Source organism: Devosia polycyclovorans (assembly GCF_042181575.1).
GTDB lineage: Bacteria > Pseudomonadota > Alphaproteobacteria > Rhizobiales > Devosiaceae > Devosia > Devosia polycyclovorans.
The window spans coordinates 1,743,323-1,760,566 of the sequence record NZ_CP170082.1 but is presented as its reverse complement, the minus strand read 5'-3'; the positions used below and the strand labels follow the sequence as shown (position 1 = coordinate 1,760,566).

General features: G+C 62.0%; 21 protein-coding genes. 15 read left to right on the top strand and 6 right to left on the bottom strand.

Going from position 1 to position 17,244, the window contains the following annotated elements; all coding sequences use genetic code 11:
- The first annotated feature begins 2 nt into the window (after positions 1-2).
- Both urtD and urtE read left to right on the top strand, forming a co-directional pair.
- Entirely contained in the window at positions 3-752 is a 750-nt protein-coding gene (gene urtD / locus ACE4RL_RS08875) for an urea ABC transporter ATP-binding protein UrtD (protein ID WP_375600132.1), read from the top strand.
- Positions 753-754: 2 nt separating this feature from the next.
- Positions 755-1,459 carry an urea ABC transporter ATP-binding subunit UrtE gene (urtE, locus tag ACE4RL_RS08870; RefSeq protein ID WP_375600131.1) on the top strand — a complete coding sequence of 235 codons (705 nt, stop codon included), beginning with the start codon at positions 755-757 and terminating at the stop codon, positions 1,457-1,459.
- A 54-nt stretch (positions 1,460-1,513) separates the two neighbouring features.
- On the opposite strand, the gene ACE4RL_RS08865 is transcribed toward urtE, so the two are convergent.
- The gene (locus ACE4RL_RS08865; protein ID WP_375600130.1) at positions 1,514-1,855 is read right to left on the bottom strand and encodes a hypothetical protein; all 342 of its coding nucleotides are present in this window, start codon (positions 1,853-1,855) and stop codon (positions 1,514-1,516) included.
- A 78-nt stretch (positions 1,856-1,933) separates the two neighbouring features.
- On the opposite strand from ACE4RL_RS08865, the gene ACE4RL_RS08860 reads away from it, so the two are divergent.
- From ACE4RL_RS08860 to ACE4RL_RS08800, 13 genes are all read left to right on the top strand, one after another.
- Positions 1,934-2,776 (top strand): urease accessory protein UreD, encoded by an 843-nt coding sequence (locus ACE4RL_RS08860; protein WP_375600129.1) that lies wholly within the window; start codon positions 1,934-1,936, stop codon positions 2,774-2,776.
- A gap of 9 nt (positions 2,777-2,785) precedes the next feature.
- Positions 2,786-3,088, top strand: coding sequence for an urease subunit gamma (locus ACE4RL_RS08855; protein ID WP_157289626.1), 303 nt, complete (start codon positions 2,786-2,788; stop codon positions 3,086-3,088).
- A 10-nt stretch (positions 3,089-3,098) separates the two neighbouring features.
- The gene (locus ACE4RL_RS08850) at positions 3,099-3,677 is read left to right on the top strand and encodes a HupE/UreJ family protein (protein WP_375600128.1); all 579 of its coding nucleotides are present in this window, start codon (positions 3,099-3,101) and stop codon (positions 3,675-3,677) included.
- Positions 3,678-3,686: 9 nt separating this feature from the next.
- Entirely contained in the window at positions 3,687-3,992 is a 306-nt protein-coding gene (locus tag ACE4RL_RS08845; RefSeq protein WP_375600127.1) for an urease subunit beta, read from the top strand.
- Positions 3,993-4,085: 93 nt separating this feature from the next.
- Positions 4,086-4,487: a hypothetical protein gene (locus ACE4RL_RS08840; protein ID WP_375600126.1), complete on the top strand. Its 402-nt coding sequence runs from the start codon at positions 4,086-4,088 to the stop codon at positions 4,485-4,487.
- A 115-nt stretch (positions 4,488-4,602) separates the two neighbouring features.
- Positions 4,603-6,312: an urease subunit alpha gene (ureC, locus tag ACE4RL_RS08835; RefSeq protein ID WP_375600125.1), complete on the top strand. Its 1,710-nt coding sequence runs from the start codon at positions 4,603-4,605 to the stop codon at positions 6,310-6,312.
- Positions 6,313-6,421: 109 nt separating this feature from the next.
- Positions 6,422-6,844, top strand: coding sequence for an MliC family protein (locus tag ACE4RL_RS08830; RefSeq protein ID WP_375600124.1), 423 nt, complete (start codon positions 6,422-6,424; stop codon positions 6,842-6,844).
- Between the two features lie 8 nt (positions 6,845-6,852).
- The gene (locus ACE4RL_RS08825; RefSeq protein ID WP_157289632.1) at positions 6,853-7,440 is read left to right on the top strand and encodes a hypothetical protein; all 588 of its coding nucleotides are present in this window, start codon (positions 6,853-6,855) and stop codon (positions 7,438-7,440) included.
- A 6-nt stretch (positions 7,441-7,446) separates the two neighbouring features.
- Entirely contained in the window at positions 7,447-7,920 is a 474-nt protein-coding gene (locus tag ACE4RL_RS08820) for an urease accessory protein UreE (protein ID WP_375600123.1), read from the top strand.
- Positions 7,917-8,573: an urease accessory protein UreF gene (locus tag ACE4RL_RS08815; RefSeq protein ID WP_375600122.1), complete on the top strand. Its 657-nt coding sequence runs from the start codon at positions 7,917-7,919 to the stop codon at positions 8,571-8,573. Before ACE4RL_RS08820 ends, ACE4RL_RS08815 begins: the two co-directional genes overlap by 4 nt.
- Positions 8,570-9,001 carry a DUF3995 domain-containing protein gene (locus ACE4RL_RS08810; protein ID WP_375600121.1) on the top strand — a complete coding sequence of 144 codons (432 nt, stop codon included), beginning with the start codon at positions 8,570-8,572 and terminating at the stop codon, positions 8,999-9,001. Before ACE4RL_RS08815 ends, ACE4RL_RS08810 begins: the two co-directional genes overlap by 4 nt.
- Positions 9,002-9,018: 17 nt before the next feature.
- Entirely contained in the window at positions 9,019-9,651 is a 633-nt protein-coding gene (gene ureG / locus ACE4RL_RS08805) for an urease accessory protein UreG (RefSeq protein ID WP_375600120.1), read from the top strand.
- A 1-nt stretch (position 9,652) separates the two neighbouring features.
- Positions 9,653-10,120, top strand: coding sequence for a GNAT family N-acetyltransferase (locus tag ACE4RL_RS08800; protein ID WP_375600119.1), 468 nt, complete (start codon positions 9,653-9,655; stop codon positions 10,118-10,120).
- Positions 10,121-10,141: 21 nt separating this feature from the next.
- Here the strand turns inward: ACE4RL_RS08800 and ACE4RL_RS08795 are convergent, their stop codons facing one another.
- From ACE4RL_RS08795 to glgC, 5 genes are read right to left on the bottom strand one after another with little or no spacing between them, the layout of a single operon-like run.
- Entirely contained in the window at positions 10,142-10,870 is a 729-nt protein-coding gene (locus ACE4RL_RS08795; RefSeq protein ID WP_375600118.1) for a metallophosphoesterase, read from the bottom strand.
- Positions 10,867-12,879 carry a glycogen debranching protein GlgX gene (gene glgX / locus ACE4RL_RS08790; protein ID WP_375600117.1) on the bottom strand — a complete coding sequence of 671 codons (2,013 nt, stop codon included), beginning with the start codon at positions 12,877-12,879 and terminating at the stop codon, positions 10,867-10,869. Before glgX ends, ACE4RL_RS08795 begins: the two co-directional genes overlap by 4 nt.
- Before the next feature lie 7 nt (positions 12,880-12,886).
- A complete protein-coding gene (locus ACE4RL_RS08785; protein WP_375600116.1) occupies positions 12,887-14,521 on the bottom strand; it encodes an alpha-D-glucose phosphate-specific phosphoglucomutase in 1,635 nt (544 codons plus the stop codon).
- Positions 14,502-15,962, bottom strand: a complete 1,461-nt coding sequence (gene glgA / locus ACE4RL_RS08780; RefSeq protein ID WP_375600257.1) for a glycogen synthase GlgA — start codon at positions 15,960-15,962, stop codon at positions 14,502-14,504. Before glgA ends, ACE4RL_RS08785 begins: the two co-directional genes overlap by 20 nt.
- Positions 15,962-17,233: a glucose-1-phosphate adenylyltransferase gene (gene glgC, locus ACE4RL_RS08775; RefSeq protein ID WP_375600115.1), complete on the bottom strand. Its 1,272-nt coding sequence runs from the start codon at positions 17,231-17,233 to the stop codon at positions 15,962-15,964. Before glgC ends, glgA begins: the two co-directional genes overlap by 1 nt.
- Positions 17,234-17,244: the final 11 nt, after the last annotated feature.

Sequence of the window (17,244 nt, the reverse complement as noted above, 5' to 3'; positions counted from 1 at the left end):
CCATGAGCGCGCACACCGATACCATGCTCTATCTTGACGGCGTCTCGGTTGCCTTTGACGGCTTCAAGGCGATCAACAACCTCGCCATCATCGTCAAGCCAGCCGAGATGCTGGCGATCATCGGCCCCAATGGCGCCGGTAAGACCACGATGATGGACATCATCACCGGCAAGACCCGGCCCGACACAGGCCAGGTGCTGTTCGACGGTCGGACCGACCTGACCAGGTTGGACGAGGCCGCGATCGCCAATCTGGGCATTGGCCGAAAATTCCAGAAGCCGACCGTATTCGAGAGTCACACCGTCTGGGACAATCTGGAGATGGCGCTGAAAAAGCCGCGCGGCATCTTTTCGACGCTGTTCTACACCGCCAGTGACAACGATGTGGTGCGGATCACCGAAATCCTCGAGACGGTCCGTCTCATCGCGCGCAAGGACGAATTCGCCGCCAATCTCAGCCACGGCCAGAAACAATGGCTCGAGATCGGCATGTTGTTGGCCCAGGATCCAAAGCTCTTGCTGGTTGACGAGCCGGTGGCCGGCATGACCGATAGTGAGACCGAGGAAACAGCCAAACTGCTGCGCGAAATCGCCCGGACCCGTTCGGTCGTCGTGGTCGAGCATGACATGAGCTTTGTCCGCGAACTGGGCTCGCGCGTGGTGTGCCTTGCCGAAGGCGCTGTGCTGGCCGAGGGCTCGCTGGACCAGGTCAGCGCCAACCCTGTCGTTATTGAACGCTATCTGGGGAGGTGAGAATGGCAGCTGCACTCTCAATCAATTCCATCGACCTGCACTACGGTGCCGCACAGGCGCTCAAGGGCATCTCCCTCACCTGCCAGCCGGGAAAGATCACGGCCGTGCTGGGCCGCAATGGCGTGGGCAAGTCGTCCACCTTGCGGGCCATCACCGGCATCAATCACCTATCTGCTGGTGACATCACCTTCGGCGAGGAAGTGCTCAAGAGAACCCCGCCCTATAAGCGTGCCCGCATGGGCATCGGCTATGTGCCGCAGGGCCGCGAAATCTTCCCCTTGCTCACCGTCAAAGAGAATCTCGAGACCGGCTATGCGGGGCTCGCACGGTCGGAGCGCAACGTTCCCGACTACATTTTTGAACTTTTTCCGGTTCTGAAATCCATGCTGGGCCGTCGGGGGGGCGACTTGTCGGGCGGTCAGCAGCAACAACTGGCCATTGGCCGCGCGCTGGTCACCCGGCCCAAGGTGCTGGTGCTCGATGAACCGACCGAGGGCATCCAGCCTTCGATCATCAAGGATATCGGTCGCGCACTGCAATTTCTGCGCGATGAAAAGGGCATGACAATCCTGCTGGTGGAGCAGTTTCTCGATTTCTGCCGGGAGATTGCGGATGACATCTATGTCATGGACCGCGGCGAGATCATGCATACCGGGCCGGCGGCAGATCTCGATCTGCCCGAAGTCAGACGGCACTTGATGGTCTAGACATAAAAAAACGCCCGGCCGAAGCCGGGCGCCTTTGATACGGAGGTGATCCGATTACATGTCGAACCAGCCGTCGGCCTCGCATTCGGCCAGGGTGATGATGCCAAGGTCCACAGAAGTGGCGGTTTCGGAGTCGGTAGCGGGGACGTTGTCGATTGCAGCGTCGCCTGCCACGGTGTCGTCAGCGGTTGCATCATCGTTTGGGTTATTGGTGTCTGTGCTGGACAGCGACTCGGTCTCGGCCGCGAGCTTCAGGTCGGCGCAGCGAGCCTTGACGGCCTCGACATCCGCTTCAGCAACGGTCTGGGTACCAATCATCATGCCCTGGGCAAAGACCGGAGTTGCGATCAGGCCAGCGGAAAGGGCGATAGCGGAAAGTGCAGATTTAATGGTCATTTGGTATAACCTTTTGAAAATTATCTCTGAAAGAGCGTTTGCTCACCCCCTCAACGGCAACCCCACCGGATCGTTGCAATGAATTTTGCCGAGGCGGAAATCGTGAACGGCCCCACATTGCAGCGCGCTCGCGGCATCGGCCGCATCGCGGCCAAGCAGGTGGGCGATCGCACGCGCCTTGCCACTTTGTTCCAGGAGGGGTGTGGCAAGATCCGTCTGCCCAATACCCATACGAGCAACCTCGAAGCCGTGCTGATCAACACTGCCGGCGGCATTACCGGCGGCGACCATCTGCAATGGAGCGCGGATCTGGCCCCCGGCGGTCACATGGTCCTGACCACCCAGGCCTGCGAACGCAGCTACCGCTCGACCGGCGATTTCGGGCGCGTGGAAACCAGACTGAAGGTCGGCGCCGGCGGCCATCTCGACTGGCTGCCGCAGGAAACCATTCTCTTTGCCGCCAGCAAGCTCGACCGCCACTTGGAGGTCGATCTGGACGAAGGCGCCACGCTGACCGCCATCGAGGCCATTCTGCTCGGGCGTGACGCCATGGGTGAAGATGCCGCCGACGCCCTGCTGCGCGACAATTGGCGCATCCGCCGCAATGGCAGGCTGGTCCATGCTGAGGCAACGCAGTTGCACGCGACGGCGCAGGAACGGCGGAGCCTTTCGCTGCTCAACGGCAATCGCGCCTTTGCCAGTGTGCTGCATATGGCCGCCTCGCCCGATCATGCCGAAGCTGCGGGGAACCGCATTCGCGCCATGCTGCCGCCAGATCCGGCCATCGCGGCCAGCGTCAATCAATCGCGTCTGGTCATACGTGCCATGGCGCCAACCGGGCTTGCCTTGCGCCGTCTGATCGTACCAGTCTTGCTCGAACTCACCGCCGCGGGCAGCCTGCCCCGCCTCTGGCATCTTTAGGACCGGAAGATGAATCTCACCCCCCGCGAAAAAGACAAACTGCTGATCTCGATGGCTGCCATGGTGGCGCGCCGGCGGCTGGAGCGCGGCGTCAAGCTCAACCACCCCGAAGCCATCGCGCTGATCACCGACTTTGTCGTGGAAGGTGCACGCGACGGCCGCGCCGTCTCCGAACTCATGGAGGCCGGGGCCCATGTCGTCACCCGCGACCAGGTCATGGAAGGCGTTGCCGAAATGATCCACGACGTGCAGGTCGAAGCCACTTTCCCCGACGGCACCAAGCTCGTCACCGTTCATCAGCCGATCCGATAAAGAGGCCCAAATGCTCAAGCGCAGCCTGCTGACCCTGGCAATCTCCATTGCCGCGACCCTTCCGGCCTTTGCCCATCTCGACCCGGCTGAACATGGCTCCTTCGCCGCTGGCTTCAGCCATCCCCTGTTTGGCCTCGATCACCTCTTGGCCATGGTGGCGGTAGGTCTATGGGCGGCGCAGCAGGGCGGCCGTGCAATCTTGACGGTGCCAGGCGCCTTCATCGGCACAATGGCTCTCGGCTTTGCCGCCGCAGTTGCGGGTCTGCCCCTGCCCTTCGTGGAGCCGGTAATCCTGGCGTCGGTCATCTTCATCGGCATGGCCATCGCACTTGCCCTGCCAGTCCCCCCTGTGGCGGTCGCTGCCATGGTCGGGTTCTTTGCCGTCTTCCACGGCCATGCCCATGGCGGTGAGCTGGGTGGCGCCGGCGCCTGGGAATTCGCGGTGGGCTTTATTGCCGCCACTGCTCTATTGCATGCCGGCGGCATCGCGGCGGGTTTGGCACTGGCCCACTTTAGCGGCAAGCTGCTGATGCGCATCGCCGGAGCAGCGGCTGCTCTGGGCGGCATTTATCTGGTCATCAGCGGCTAGGAGACAGGCATGATCCCCGGACAAGTCATTCCCGCCTCGGGCGAAATCGAACTCAATGCCGGCGCCGAACAGATCGTGCTGGAGGTGGCCAATACCGGTGACCGCCCCATCCAGGTCGGCTCGCACTATCATTTCTTCGAAACCAATGCGGGGCTGCGCTTTGACCGAGACAAGGCGCGCGGCATGCGCCTTGATATCGCGGCTGGCACCGCGGTGCGCTTCGAGCCGGGCCAATCCCGCGAAGTTCGCCTCGTGCCGATCAGCGGTGATCGACGCATCTACGGTTTCCGGCAACAGATCATGGGAGACCTCTGAAGGCTTTGGCCGGGCGCGATAATGTCCCGGCCAGACATGGCGCATCAGGGTGAAAGCTGCTTAAAGGGCACGTCTCAAAAAGAGGATCGTGCCATGACCACCGAGCCCAGCAAGGAAGCCCTGTTCAAGCAACGCTTCATTTCCGTCGTAGCGGATCTGCGGCAGAACGGCATCAATGACCCGGAAGCCATGGCCCATGTCGGCGGCCTGGCGGTCGAGTTGTCCGACGCGCTGAAACAGAAAAGCTGGGTGGCGGTCAAGCAGAGCATGACGCCGGCCATTTACGATGAGCTGCTCGCCACGTTCCAGAAACGCGGCAACGAATATTACAAGGATGGCCGCACCAAACTGGCCTACGCCATGCAGCTCTTGAGCGTTTCGCTGGTGGCCTTCACCCAGAGAAACGACGCCGACATTGCGGCAGGCGAGAAGCTGGTGGACCAGCTGATCGACAGTGCCGCGACAACCTACCGCCAGCATCGTCCCAAGCACTGATCGGCTCGGGCGCGACTGGTGTCAGCGAGGTATCCGAGCCCTGCCAGCCCGGATACCACAGGCCAAAGTCACGCCCGGGGAGCCTTTGTTCCGGGCCATTTGAACGGGACACGACATGCCAGCACGGATTTCTCGCGCCACCTACGCCGATATGTACGGCCCCACCACGGGCGACCGCGTCCGCCTCGCCGATACCGAGCTCTTCATCGAGGTGGAGAAGGACTTCACCACCTATGGCGAAGAGGTCAAATTCGGCGGTGGCAAGGTCATTCGCGATGGCATGGGCCAATCCCAGCGCACCCGCGCGGAAGGCGCCGTTGACACGGTTATCACCAACGCCCTGATCGTTGATCACACGGGCATCTACAAGGCTGATCTTGGCCTCAAGAACGGTTTGATTGCCGGCATCGGCAAGGCCGGCAATCCCGATACCCAGCCCAATATCGACATCATCATCGGCCCCTCCACCGAAGCCATTGCCGGCGAAGGCAAGATCATCACCGCCGGCGGCATGGACGCCCATATCCACTTCATCTGCCCCCAGCAGATCGAGGAAGCGCTGATGAGCGGCGTTACCACCATGCTCGGCGGCGGCTCCGGCCCTGCCCATGGGACGCTGGCCACCACCTGCACCGGCGCCTGGCATATCGAGCGCATGATCGAAAGCTTCGACGCTTTCCCGATGAACCTGGCTTTGGCAGGCAAGGGCAACGCTGCCGTTGCAGCCCCGCTCGAGGAAATGATCCTTTCGGGCGCCTCCTGCCTCAAACTGCACGAAGACTGGGGCACCACCCCGGCGGCCATCGACAACTGCCTTTCGGTCGCCGACGCCTATGACGTGCAGGTGATGATCCACACCGATACGCTCAATGAGAGCGGTTTCGTCGAGGACACCGTCGGCGCCTTCAAAAACCGCACCATTCATGCCTTCCACACCGAAGGCGCAGGCGGCGGGCATGCGCCCGATATCTTGAAGGTCGCGGGCCTGCCCAACGTCATCCCCTCTTCGACCAATCCAACCCGCCCCTACACGGTCAACACCATCGCCGAGCATCTCGACATGCTCATGGTCTGCCACCACCTCGACCAGTCCATTCCCGAAGATGTCGCCTTTGCCGAGAGCCGCATCCGCAAGGAGACCATCGCCGCCGAAGATATCCTGCACGATATGGGCGCCCTCTCCATTATCGCGTCTGACAGCCAGGCCATGGGCCGCGTCGGCGAGGTGCTGATCCGCACCTGGCAGACTGCGGACAAGATGAAGCGCCAGCGCGGCCGCCTGCCGGAAGAAACCGGCGACAATGACAATTTCCGCGTCCGCCGCTACGTCGCCAAGTACACCATCAACCCGGCCATTGCCCATGGCATAAGCCAGCACATCGGTTCGGTGGAAGTGGGCAAGCGGGCCGATCTGGTGCTCTGGAACCCGGCATTTTTTGGAGTAAAGCCGGACATGGTGTTGCTCGGCGGGTCAATCGCCGCCGCGCCGATGGGCGACCCCAATGCGTCGATCCCGACCCCCCAGCCCATGCACTACCGGCCCATGTTTGGCGCCTATGGCAAGCTGGTCAGCCGCTCCTCCGTAGTGTTCATTTCACAGGCCGCACATGATGCGGGCCTGCGCAACCGCCTCGGCGTCGACAAGCAATTGCTGCCCGTCTCCAATACCCGTGGCGGCATTGGCAAAGCGGCCATGAAGCTCAATACGGCGACCCCGAAGATCGACGTCCACCCCGAAACCTATGAGGTCCGCGCCGACGGCGAACTGCTCACCTGCGAACCGGCCACGGTACTGCCGATGGCCCAGCGCTATTTCATGTACTGAAGACGAGGGAATGGCTGACCGCTCAGCAGCGATTGTTTCTCCGCGCAAACGCCATGATTATCGGGGCGTAATGACTGCCGCTCGCTTCTTTTTGTCAAAGGACACCCTCATGCCAATGCCAAAAGTCCTGCTTGTCACCGGCTTTTCCCTGCTCGCGCCCCTGCCAATATTCGCCCAGGCTGAAGTCACGACCCTCGCCACGGTGCCGACCATATCAGCAGCTTCCGCTGCGCTGACCCTGACACTTGAAAGCCGGAGCGATATAGAGCGGCGCACGGTCGCCTACCTCTGCGACAACGAACAGGCTCTGGCCGTGCAATATATCAATGCGCCCCCCAATTTCCTGGCCATTGTGCCGGTCGAGGGGGAAAGCCTGATCTTTGCGACTACCATATCGGCCTCTGGCGCCCGCTATGTTGCGGGGCCCTATGAATGGTGGAGCCACCAGGGGGAAGCCACATTGCGCGATCTGATGCAGGACGAGGACGCCGAGCCGCTCGTCACCTGCACCGAAGCCAACAACACACCCTGACCGCTGGCATGGACCCAGCAATCTCCGCCGAGCTGTTTCCGCATGTGCGCATCGTCATGGGCACGGTTATCGGCCTGGGTATTACCAGGCTGCTGATGACCGTCGCCGGCATCATCCAGCATCCGCATCGCGGCAAGATTTCTGCCCTGCACATGCTCTGGATCGGCTCGATGCTGCTCGAGCTGGTGTTGTTCTGGTGGTGGGAATTTGCGTTGCACAGGGTGGAGATCTGGAACTTCGGCATTGTCCTGTTCATCCTGACCTATGCCATCACCCTCTTCCTGATCGCGGCCCTGCTCTCCCCCGATAGCGTCTCCGAGTACAAGGGCTATGAGGACTTCTTCCTCAAGCGTCGCCATTGGTTTTTTGGCCTTCTGGGTGCAACCTTTATTCTCGACACCATCGACACGCTGATCAAGGGCCAGGCCCATTGGAGCCGGTTCGACTGGAGCTATTTTGGCCAGGTTCCGGTAGGACTGGCGCTATGTATCTTCGCCTGGCGCTATGCCGACCGGCGCCTGCACCTGTCCATCGTCGGAGTGCACATCACCTACCAACTCTTCCTCATCTTCCGTTTCTTCACCACGATCAGTTAGTTCCCCATGTTCCGAGCCACTGCCCATTTGCCCGCCGATCACGGCAAGTCCCCGATCATCGACACCATCACCCTGGCCCATGACGAGCGCAGGCTGCGGCGCAAATTGCTCACCGGGGCCAAGGGTACGGAAGTCATGGTGGATTTTCCCGCGACCGTGACCCTCGACCACAACGGGGCGCTGGAACTGGAGAGTGGTGAATTGGTCAGCGTGCTGGCGGCCCAGGAGCCGCTCTACGAAATTCGCGCTCGGGATCCCGGACATTTGCTACGCCTCGCCTGGCATATCGGCAATCGCCACACCCCGGCGCAACTGGAACCGGACCGCATCCTGATCAAGCGCGATCATGTGCTCAAGACCATGCTGGAAGGGCTGGGCGCCAGCGTGACCAATATCACCGAACCCTTCTTCGCCGAGCATGGCGCCTATCACGCCCATGCTCATAGCGATGGCGGCCACGCGCTGCTCAACCGCAAGTGAGCGCCGATCTGCAAAAACTGCTGACCTGGATGTCCCCGGCTTTTCCGGTCGGGGCCTTCGCCTGGTCTGCTGGTCTCGAAACCGCTATCGCGCAGGGCGCCGTGTCTGACCGCGCGACCACGCAAAACTGGATTTCCGGTGTCTTGCATCATGGCAGCCTCAAGACAGATGCGATCCTGCTTGCCCATGCGCATGAAGCCCATGCTGACAAGTCAAAGCTGGCCGAACTGGCCGATCTCTGCCTCGCCCTGACCGCCGCCCATGAGCGGCATACCGAAACCACCGTCACCGGCAACGCCTTCGTGCTTGCCAGCGCGGCCTGGCCGGCCGCAGCGCCAGTGCCGCTGCCCGAGCCGAGCCCCTACCCCATCGCCGTCGGCGCCTTGGCCGGGGCCCATGGCATCGCACGCCGCGATACGCTGATCGCCTTCCTCACCGCAACAGTCCACAGCCAGGTCTCCGTCGCGGTGCGCCTCGTCCCCATCGGTCAGAATGACGGTCTGGCCATCATGGCCGCGCTGGAGCCGGCCATCGCGCAAATGGCCGATCTGTGCCTTCATGCCGCACTCGACGATATTGGCAGCGTGGCCTATGGCGCAGATATTGCCCAGATGCAGCACGAGACCCTGACAACGAGGATTTTCCGGTCATGAACATGCTTATCGCCTCCTTCATGTTCATCGGCCTGTTCTCCGTCTCGATTGCCCATCTGATGTGGGCCTTCGGCCGCACCTGGCCGATCCGCGACGAGAAGCTGTTGGCTCAGACCGTGGTGGGGTTCAAAGATATCCAGCGCATGCCACCCAGGCTCGCCTCGCTCGCCGTCGCCGTGGCAACCTTCACCGCTGGGTGCTTTGCGCTGGCCCTCGCAGATCATGATAGTGGCGGCTGGCAGCTCAATTTGGCGGGTTTGCTGTTCGCCGCAGTGTTCCTGGCGCGCGGCATCGTGGGCTATACACCCTGGTGGGCCGAGCTGACGCCCGAGCCCAATTTCCGTCTCAATGACCGCCGGGTCTATTCGCCCCTGTGCTTGTTTCTCGGCCTCGGTTTCCTGGCGCTGATCTTTCTTCGGTTCGCCTGACAATTAGGAGTCTGTCCATGTCCAAGAGCCTCAACGGACCCCTGCGCATCGGCATTGGCGGGCCGGTCGGCTCGGGCAAGACCACCTTGTGTGAAATGCTGCTCAAGGCCATGCGCGAGCGCTATTCCATGGCCGTGGTCACCAACGACATCTACACCCAGGAAGACGCGCTGATCCTCTCGCGCGTTCAGGCGATTTCCGAGGACCGCATTGTCGGCGTCGAAACCGGCGGTTGCCCGCACACCGCCATCCGCGAAGATGCCTCGCTCAACCTGGCGGCGATCGACGATCTCAACCGCAAATTCCCCGATCTGGACATCGTATTGATCGAGAGCGGCGGCGACAATCTGGCGGCCACTTTCTCGCCCGATCTGGCCGACCTGACCATCTATGTGATTTCCGTCGCCCAGGGCGAAAAGATCCCGCGCAAGGGCGGCCCCGCGATTTCCCGCTCCGACCTGCTGGTCATTACCCACGCGGACCTGGCGCCCTATGTCGGCGCCAGCCTCGAGGTGATGGAAAGCGACACGCAGAAGGTGCGCGAGGGCCGGCCCTATGTCTTCACCGACTTGCTGCGCCGCGAGAGTCTGGACCAAATCATCGGCTTCATCGAAAGGCATGGCGGTTTCACGGCTCAGGCGGCCCAATGATATGTCCCGCTATTACCGGCTCCGCCGGCAACTCGCCGATGTCGGGCCTGAGCCGCGGCCTCCAATCGGGGTCTGCCAGCGCCCCCTGTGGCAAGCCCACCCCATCGCGCTGCATCGCCTGCTCCTGGCGGCATATGCAGATGGTGGTGGGGCCGTGGGAAGCTTTGACGATTGGTTTTGGCCGCTGGTGGAAGACGCAGAGTTTGATCCCAAACTGGTCCTGATCGCAGCTGATGCGGACGGAACGCCGATTGGTCTGGCACAGTGCTGGACCAGTGGCTACGTGAAGGATCTGGTCGTTGCCCCGGGGCATCGTGATCGCGGGATTGGCGGGTGGCTGCTGCAAAGCGCCTTCTGCCACCTCAAGGCACGGGGTCTTGGACATGTCGATCTCAAGGTCCAGAGCGACAATCTGGCAGCCCGGCGCTTCTACGCACGACATGGCATGGAGCCTGTCGTGGCACCATGATCGGCCTTGTTGCGGGAAGGCCTACCCGACCATCACGACATGGCTGACCAGTCGATCCTCCGCATAATGGTGGATCAGCATTCCCGGCGGATCAACGATATCGCTGTCGCGCCCGTCTAGTTTGAGCCGGTTGGCCCGTGCCACGGAAGGCGCCATGGTGGCCTGGCGTCCGGCGAAGCGAGTGAAAAGCGGCCGGTGCACATGGCCGCATGTCAGCCCCAGGACACGAGTGCCGGTAGTCGCGATAGTGGCGGCCAACCCATCGCCGTTCAGGCACACATTGCGGTCTTTGCCGTCGATGCCGGTCGGGAAAGGATGCTGGTGCTGAAAGATGAGGGCTGGGGCTTGCGAAGAAGCCAAGGCATCGGCCAGCCAGCCGAGAACCGGTGTCGCGTCACCGTGATGGGCGTTTTCGACCGTGACGTCGAGGCCGATCAGATGCAGGTCCCCGACGTGGGCGGCCACGTTTAGCGGCCGATCCGAATTCCAGCCGAACCGGTCGCCGAACACCCGGCGCATTTCACCATGCTCATCGACATTGCCCGGCACCACCAGATAGGGACAGGCCAGACGCTCCAGCCGGTCCCGGACCTCCCGATATCCGTTAGCAAAATCGGCTTCCACCAGGTCGCCGCTGACGATCAGTGCATCCGGTTTGAGCCGCCGCAGCCAGCCCAGAACGCTATCCAGCCTCTCCAGGGCGAGGTCCGATCCATCGGCGTGGATATCGCTGATCTGGGCGACAATCATTGCGGTTGCGGCCTGACCAGAGCAACCACCGATCTTGGTGGCAAGGTGGCCGTGCCCTCGGTGAACGCAACCTCCGAGCTGTGATCAGACTGGACGCCGACCGCCCAATCCCCACCGGGCAATCGCGCCACCACCGGTTCGACGCGCCGGTTGAACCAGACCAGCACCTCGTCATCCTTGTGACGCAGGTGCATACCAAGCACCGAGGCGCTGGTATCGTTCCAATCGCCCTCCGTCATTTCCCGGCCTTCGGGGTGCAGCCACAACACGTCGCGAACTCCGCCGCGATCCTGCCCGGTCAACCAGTGGTCATGACTGACTGCCGGATGGGCCTTGCGGAACCCGCTCAGCGCCGCCACGAAATCCACCAGAGCCCCGTCAGCGCTTTCCCAATCGACCCAGGTGATCTCATTGTCCTGGGCGTAGGCGTTGTTATTGCCCTGCTGGGTGCGATACATTTCGTCACCCTGCTGGATCAGCGGCGTCCCACGTGACAGAAATAGCGTCGCCAGAAGCGCACGCACATCGCGTCGGCGCGCATCGTTGATCGCGGGATCGTCCGTTTCTCCTTCAACGCCGCAATTCCACGAGGAATTGTGGTTGTGGCCGTCGCGATTATTCTCGCCATTCGCCTCGTTATGCTTGTGGTGGTAGCTGACCAGGTCGCGCAGGGTGAACCCGTCATGCACGGCTAGCAGGTTGACCCCGGCACTGGGCTTGCGGCCCGCAACATCGAAGATTTCCGCAGAGCCCGACACCTTGCCTGCCAACGCGCCGATTTTACCGCTCTCACCCTTCCAGAAGGCACGGACTTCGTCGCGATAGGTGTCATTGTGCTCGGCAAACTCCTTGCCGAACTTGCCCAGGCCATAGCCGCCCGGCCCCGGGTCCCACGGTTCTGCCACCAGAATTGCCTTGCTCAGCACCGGATCGGCCTTGATCTTTTCCAGCATCTCGGCTTCCGGGTTGAACCCCGGGTCGCGACCCAGAATGGTCGCCAGATCAAAGCGGAATCCGGAAACCCCGAGCTCCTCGACATAATAGCGCAGGCTTTCGATCACCAGGCGCTGTACGGCGGGATGGTCACAACGCAGCGTATTGCCGGTACCCGTATCGTTGACCAGGCGCTTTTTGCCGTCCACCTCGACCCAGCGATAATAGGTTTGCGGGTCCAACCCCATCATCGAGAGGATCGGGCCCTCGCTGTCGCCCTCGCCGGTGTGGTTGTAGACCACGTCCAGGATCACTGCGATGCCGGCCTTTCGATAGGCGTCGGTCATCACCCGCAATTCCTGCGGACCTCGCGGGGCCAGTCGCGGATCGACCGCGAAATAGGCGACGGGGTTATAGCCCCAGGCATTGGTCAGCCCCAGTTGCGGCAGATGACCTTCATCGATCCAGGCCGCGGTGGGCATGAGTTGGATAGTGTCGACTCCAAGATGCCTGAAATGATCAATCACCCGGCGCGTGGTCAACGCAGCTACAGTGCCACGCAGGGGACCCAGCACGCTCGGATGGCGCATGGTGAACCCGCGCACGTTCAGTTCGTAGTAGAGATTGGGGGCCTTCTTGCGCGGATGTGCGGCTTCGTTCTCGCTTCCGCGCACAATGGCCTTTGGCACCAGTTCGGCGGTATCCACCGCGTCTTCGCGCGCCAGCCGCAAGCGCGGCGAGCGGACGAAAACGCGGTCGAGATGGCGGGCATAGGGATCGACCAACAGCTTGTTTGGATCAAAGAACAGGCCCTGGTCGGGGTCGTAAGGGCCATCGGCCCTCAGCCCATAGCGCGCGCCGGCTGCTACATTGGCGATCAGCCCGGCATGAACATTGTTCTCATGCACATCCAGCTCAAAACGCTCGATCTCCTTGTCCTGTTCGTCGAACAGGCAAACCCAGACCGCGCTGGCGCTTTCCGAATAGACGGCAAAATTGACGCCTTCCGGCGTTACGCTGGCACCCAGGTGCTCGGTGCGCCCGCCACCGGGCACTAATGCAGGCTTGGTGGACAAGGCGACCCTAGGTGATGACGCTGGGGGCATCCCGCCCGGTTCTGGATTTGATTTGGGCCAGTGTGTCGGCGATCTCGATGAGGGGCTCAAGGGCAAGCTGGGTCTCGAGATCGTGGCGTCCATCGGCAGCCTCATAGCGTTCAAGGTAGAGCCGCAAAGTGGCGCCCACTGTGCCTGTTCCGGAGAGCCGGAGCACTATTCGCGAGCCGTCGGTAAAGCCGATGCGAATGCCCTGCTTGGCGCTCGTCGAACCATCGATCGGGTCGTTGTAGGTGAAGTCGTCGGCAAAGGCGACTTGCAGATCGTCCTCGAACACCTTGCCAGGCAGCCCCGGCAGTTGCGCGCGCAGATCCTCAACCAGCTTGGTGGCAATGCCCGCATCGACCTCTTCATAATCGTGCCGCGTATAGTAATTGCGGCCATAGGTCTTCCAATGCTCCCGCACGATCTCGTCCACGCCCTGCTTGCGCACGGCCAGGATGTTGAGCCAGAGCAGCACGGCCCACAGCCCGTCCTTTTCGCGCACGTGGTTGGAACCGGTACCCGCGCTTTCCTCGCCGCAAATGGTCACGCGGCCCGCATCGAGCAGATTGCCGAAGAACTTCCAGCCTGTCGGCGTTTCGTGCATCTCGATGCCGAGCTTTTCAGCCACCCGGTCCGCCGCAGCGCTGGTCGGCATGGAGCGGGCAATCCCGGCGATCCCATCCTTGTAGCCCGGCGCCAGATGCGCATTGGCGGCCAGCAGCGCCAGCGAGTCCGAGGGCGTGACGAACCGGTTCTTGCCGATAATGAGATTGCGGTCGCCATCGCCATCGGACGCCGCACCGAAATCGGGGCCATCCGGGGTCATCAGCAGGTCATACATGTCCTTGCAATAGACCAGGTTCGGGTCCGGATGCCCGTCACCAAAAGAAGGTGACGGTGTTCCGTTCACGACAGTGCCCTTGGGCGCGCCCAGCATGCCTTCGAGAATGGCATGGGCGTAGGGGCCGGTCACGGCGTGCATGGCGTCAAAGGTCATCCGGAAGCCACCGGCGAACAGGGCCCGGATGGCTTCGAAATCGAACAGGCTCTGCATCAGCGCAGCGTAATCGGCCACCGGATCAATGACCTCGACCACCATGCCGCCCACTTGCTGGGTGCCAAGTGTGTTGAGATCAATGTCGGGGGTCTCGAGCGTCTTGTAGCTGTCGATCACCTGGGTCCGCGCATAGACCGCATCGGTGATCCGCTCGGGCGCCGGGCCGCCATTGCCCACATTATACTTGATGCCGAAATCGCCTTCCGGCCCGCCCGGATTGTGGCTGGCCGACAGCACCAGTCCACCGAAGGCCTTGTAGTGGCGGATGATGTTGCTGGCCGCCGGTGTCGACAGAATGCCGCCCTTGCCCACCATCACCTTGCCAAAGCCATTGGCCGCAGCAATGCGGATGGCCTTCTGGATGGCGACATCGTTGTAAAAGCGGCCATCGCCACCGATCACCAGGGTCTGGCCGCCAAAACCGTCCAGGCTATCGAAGATCGACTGGATGAAATTCTCGACGTAATTGGGCTGCTGGAACACCGGCACCCGCTTGCGCAGGCCCGAGGTGCCGGGCTTCTGATCCAAATAAGGCGTTGTCTCAATCGTCTTGGCTGTCATCTGTCGAGTATCCGATCAACGAGGCATAAAGCTGTGCGTAGCGGGCGGCGCTGGCTTCCCAGCTCACATCCGACTTCATTCCCCGCCTCTGCATTTTTTTCCATGATTTTTCATCGGCATAGAGTGCCAGTATCCGCCGGATCGCATCGGCAAGCGCCGCTTCGGTAGGTGGCGCGAACTGTACCCCGGTGGCCACTTCGGCCTGGATCGCCGCCACATTGGCGTCGATAACTGTGTCATTGAGCCCACCGACCCGGCTGACCAGCGGCACACAACCATAGCGCAGCGCATAGAGCTGGGTCAGACCGCACGGTTCGAACCGCGAGGGCACCATCATCACATCGGCGCCGCCCTGCACCAGATGGCTGAGCTTTTCATTGTATCCGGTAACCAGGCCAACCCTGCCGGGATGCGCCATGGCGGCGCTGCGCACGGCATTTTCCAGTTCGGCATCACCGGAACCCAGAACCGCCAATTGCGCACCGGATTCCACGATCAGGCCGATATTGGCGGCGAGCAGGTCGATGCCCTTCTGCCAGGTCAGGCGGCTGACCACGGCAAACAAGGGGCCGTCCAGCGCCTCAAGCCCGAAGGCTTCCTGAACCGCGCGCTTGTTGATGAGACGCCCCTGCATGGTACCAGCGGTATAGGTCTGCGCCAGTGCCGGGTCGATCGCCGGGTTCCACGCGTCCATGTCGATGCCGTTGAGCACCCCATGTACCGTGTCGGATCGGTTGTTGAGCAGACCCTCGAGCCCCATACCGAAGGCCGGCGTCCGGATCTCGGCGGCATAGGTCGGCGACACCGTGGTCACCACGTCGGCGCATTCCACACCCGCCTTGAGATAGCCCACTCCGCCATAATACTCGACGCCTTCCATCGAAAAGGCGTGCGCAGGCAGTTTGAGCCGAGGGAACAGCTCGGCCCCGAACGTGCCCTGAAAGGCCATGTTGTGGACCGTCATCACCGTCTTGATAGTTGAGGATGGACCGAATTTGACATAGGCCGGTGCCAGCCCCGCCTGCCAGTCATGCGCGTGGATCACCTGTGGCCTGTAGCCCTCTACAAGCCCCTGCCCCAGCTCGGATGCGACCCAGGAGAGCGCGGCGAAGCGCTTCCAGTTGTCGGGCCAGTCCCAGCCCTCCGGCCCCATATAGGGATTACCGGGGCGATCGTAGAGCGAAGGCGCATCCAGCACGATCAGATCGAGCCCTTCCACCCGCCCGGCAATGAGCCGGGCTGGAACACCAAACAGATCGTCGAACTGCGCGACCTCACGCCCGCCCGTCATCTTTCCGGTGACCGCCGGGTAGCCCGGCACCAGCGTGCGCATGGTGACCCCCGACTCCGACAGGGCGCCAGGCAGCGCCCCGGCCACGTCGGCCAGGCCGCCGGTCTTGATCAGCGGGTAGATTTCTGAGGTGACCGAGAGGACTTCGATCATCGATCCGCCAGATATTTGTTGATCATGGGCTGGGTGATCAAGGTCACGCCCTCATCGGACCGGCGGAACCATTTGGCATCGAATTCTGGATCTTCGCCCACCACCAGGCCTTCGGGGATATTGACGCCCCGATCGATGACGACCCGCTTGAGCCGCGCATTGCGCCCGATATCGCAATAGGGCAGTACCACCGCCTCTTCGAGCATGGAATAGGAGTGCACCCGGCTGCCGGTCGACAGCAGCGTGCGCTGCAGATGGCCGCCCGAAATGATGCAGTCGCCCGAAACCAGCGAATTGACCGCCGAGCCGCGGCGCCCGTCAAAATCATGCACGAACTTGGCCGGCGGCGTTATCTCGGCATAGGTCCAGATCGGCCAGTCGCGATCGTAAAGATCAAGCTGTGGCTTGATGTCGGTCAGGTCGATCGAGGCTTTCCAATAGGCGTCGATCGTACCCACATCGCGCCAGTAGCTGACCTCTTCATTGCTCGAGCGTACGCAGGACCGCGGGAAGCGGTGCGCCCAAGCCGTGCCGTTCTTGACGATATAGGGAATGATATCCTTGCCGAAGTCGCGATTGGAGCCTTCGGTTGCCGCATCGCGCTTGAGCTGTTCCATCAGGAAGCGCGTCTCGAACACATAAATGCCCATCGAGGCCAGCGCCATGTCCGGCTTGTCGGGAATGCCCGGAGGGTCCTTGGGCTTCTCGACGAAATCGACCACACGATCACGGCCATCGACATGCATGACGCCGAACCCGACGGCTTCCATGCGCGGCACTTCGAGACAGCCGATGGTCACGTCCGCACCCGTATCCACGTGCTGGCGGAGCATGATTTCATAGTCCATCTTGTAGATGTGGTCGCCTGCCAGGATGACGATGTACCGGGCCCCGGAATCCTCGATAATGTCCATATTCTGGTACACCGCATCGGCAGTGCCGGCATACCACATGTCCTCGCGCACCCGCTGGCTGGCCGGCAGTACGTCAAAGCTCTCATTACGTTCAGGACGAAGGAAGTTCCAGCCACGCGACAGGTGACGGATCAAGGAGTGCGCTTGGTATTGCGTGGCCACCGAAATGCGGCGAATGCCGGAATTGATGGCATTGGAGAGCGCAAAATCAATGATGCGCGACTTGCCGCCAAAATACACTGCCGGCTTGGCGCGCCTGTCAGTCAGTTCCATTAGGCGCGTGCCGCGCCCCCCCGCGAGCACATAGGCCATGGCCTCACGCGCCAGAGGCGATGGTACTCTATAGTCAGCCATATTATTCCCTC

Excerpts from the sequence above, each read along its gene's own strand:
- ACE4RL_RS08800 (WP_375600119.1), top strand. The coding sequence starts at position 9,653 with ATGTCCCGCTATTACCGGCTCCGCCGGCAACTCGCCGATGTCGGGCCT.
- ACE4RL_RS08830 (WP_375600124.1), top strand. The coding sequence starts at position 6,422 with ATGCCAATGCCAAAAGTCCTGCTTGTCACCGGCTTTTCCCTGCTCGCG.
- ACE4RL_RS08810 (WP_375600121.1), top strand. The coding sequence starts at position 8,570 with ATGAACATGCTTATCGCCTCCTTCATGTTCATCGGCCTGTTCTCCGTC.
- ACE4RL_RS08820 (WP_375600123.1), top strand. The coding sequence starts at position 7,447 with ATGTTCCGAGCCACTGCCCATTTGCCCGCCGATCACGGCAAGTCCCCG.
- ACE4RL_RS08850 (WP_375600128.1), top strand. The coding sequence starts at position 3,099 with ATGCTCAAGCGCAGCCTGCTGACCCTGGCAATCTCCATTGCCGCGACC.
- ACE4RL_RS08785 (WP_375600116.1), bottom strand. The coding sequence starts at position 14,521 with ATGACAGCCAAGACGATTGAGACAACGCCTTATTTGGATCAGAAGCCC.
- glgC (WP_375600115.1), bottom strand. The coding sequence starts at position 17,233 with ATGGCTGACTATAGAGTACCATCGCCTCTGGCGCGTGAGGCCATGGCC.
- ACE4RL_RS08840 (WP_375600126.1), top strand. The coding sequence starts at position 4,086 with ATGACCACCGAGCCCAGCAAGGAAGCCCTGTTCAAGCAACGCTTCATT.
- ACE4RL_RS08825 (WP_157289632.1), top strand. The coding sequence starts at position 6,853 with ATGGACCCAGCAATCTCCGCCGAGCTGTTTCCGCATGTGCGCATCGTC.
- ACE4RL_RS08855 (WP_157289626.1), top strand. The coding sequence starts at position 2,786 with ATGAATCTCACCCCCCGCGAAAAAGACAAACTGCTGATCTCGATGGCT.
- ACE4RL_RS08860 (WP_375600129.1), top strand. The coding sequence starts at position 1,934 with ATGAATTTTGCCGAGGCGGAAATCGTGAACGGCCCCACATTGCAGCGC.
- ureC (WP_375600125.1), top strand. The coding sequence starts at position 4,603 with ATGCCAGCACGGATTTCTCGCGCCACCTACGCCGATATGTACGGCCCC.
- urtD (WP_375600132.1), top strand. The coding sequence starts at position 3 with ATGAGCGCGCACACCGATACCATGCTCTATCTTGACGGCGTCTCGGTT.
- ACE4RL_RS08845 (WP_375600127.1), top strand. The coding sequence starts at position 3,687 with ATGATCCCCGGACAAGTCATTCCCGCCTCGGGCGAAATCGAACTCAAT.
- ACE4RL_RS08795 (WP_375600118.1), bottom strand. The coding sequence starts at position 10,870 with ATGATTGTCGCCCAGATCAGCGATATCCACGCCGATGGATCGGACCTC.
- ACE4RL_RS08865 (WP_375600130.1), bottom strand. The coding sequence starts at position 1,855 with ATGACCATTAAATCTGCACTTTCCGCTATCGCCCTTTCCGCTGGCCTG.
- urtE (WP_375600131.1), top strand. The coding sequence starts at position 755 with ATGGCAGCTGCACTCTCAATCAATTCCATCGACCTGCACTACGGTGCC.
- ureG (WP_375600120.1), top strand. The coding sequence starts at position 9,019 with ATGTCCAAGAGCCTCAACGGACCCCTGCGCATCGGCATTGGCGGGCCG.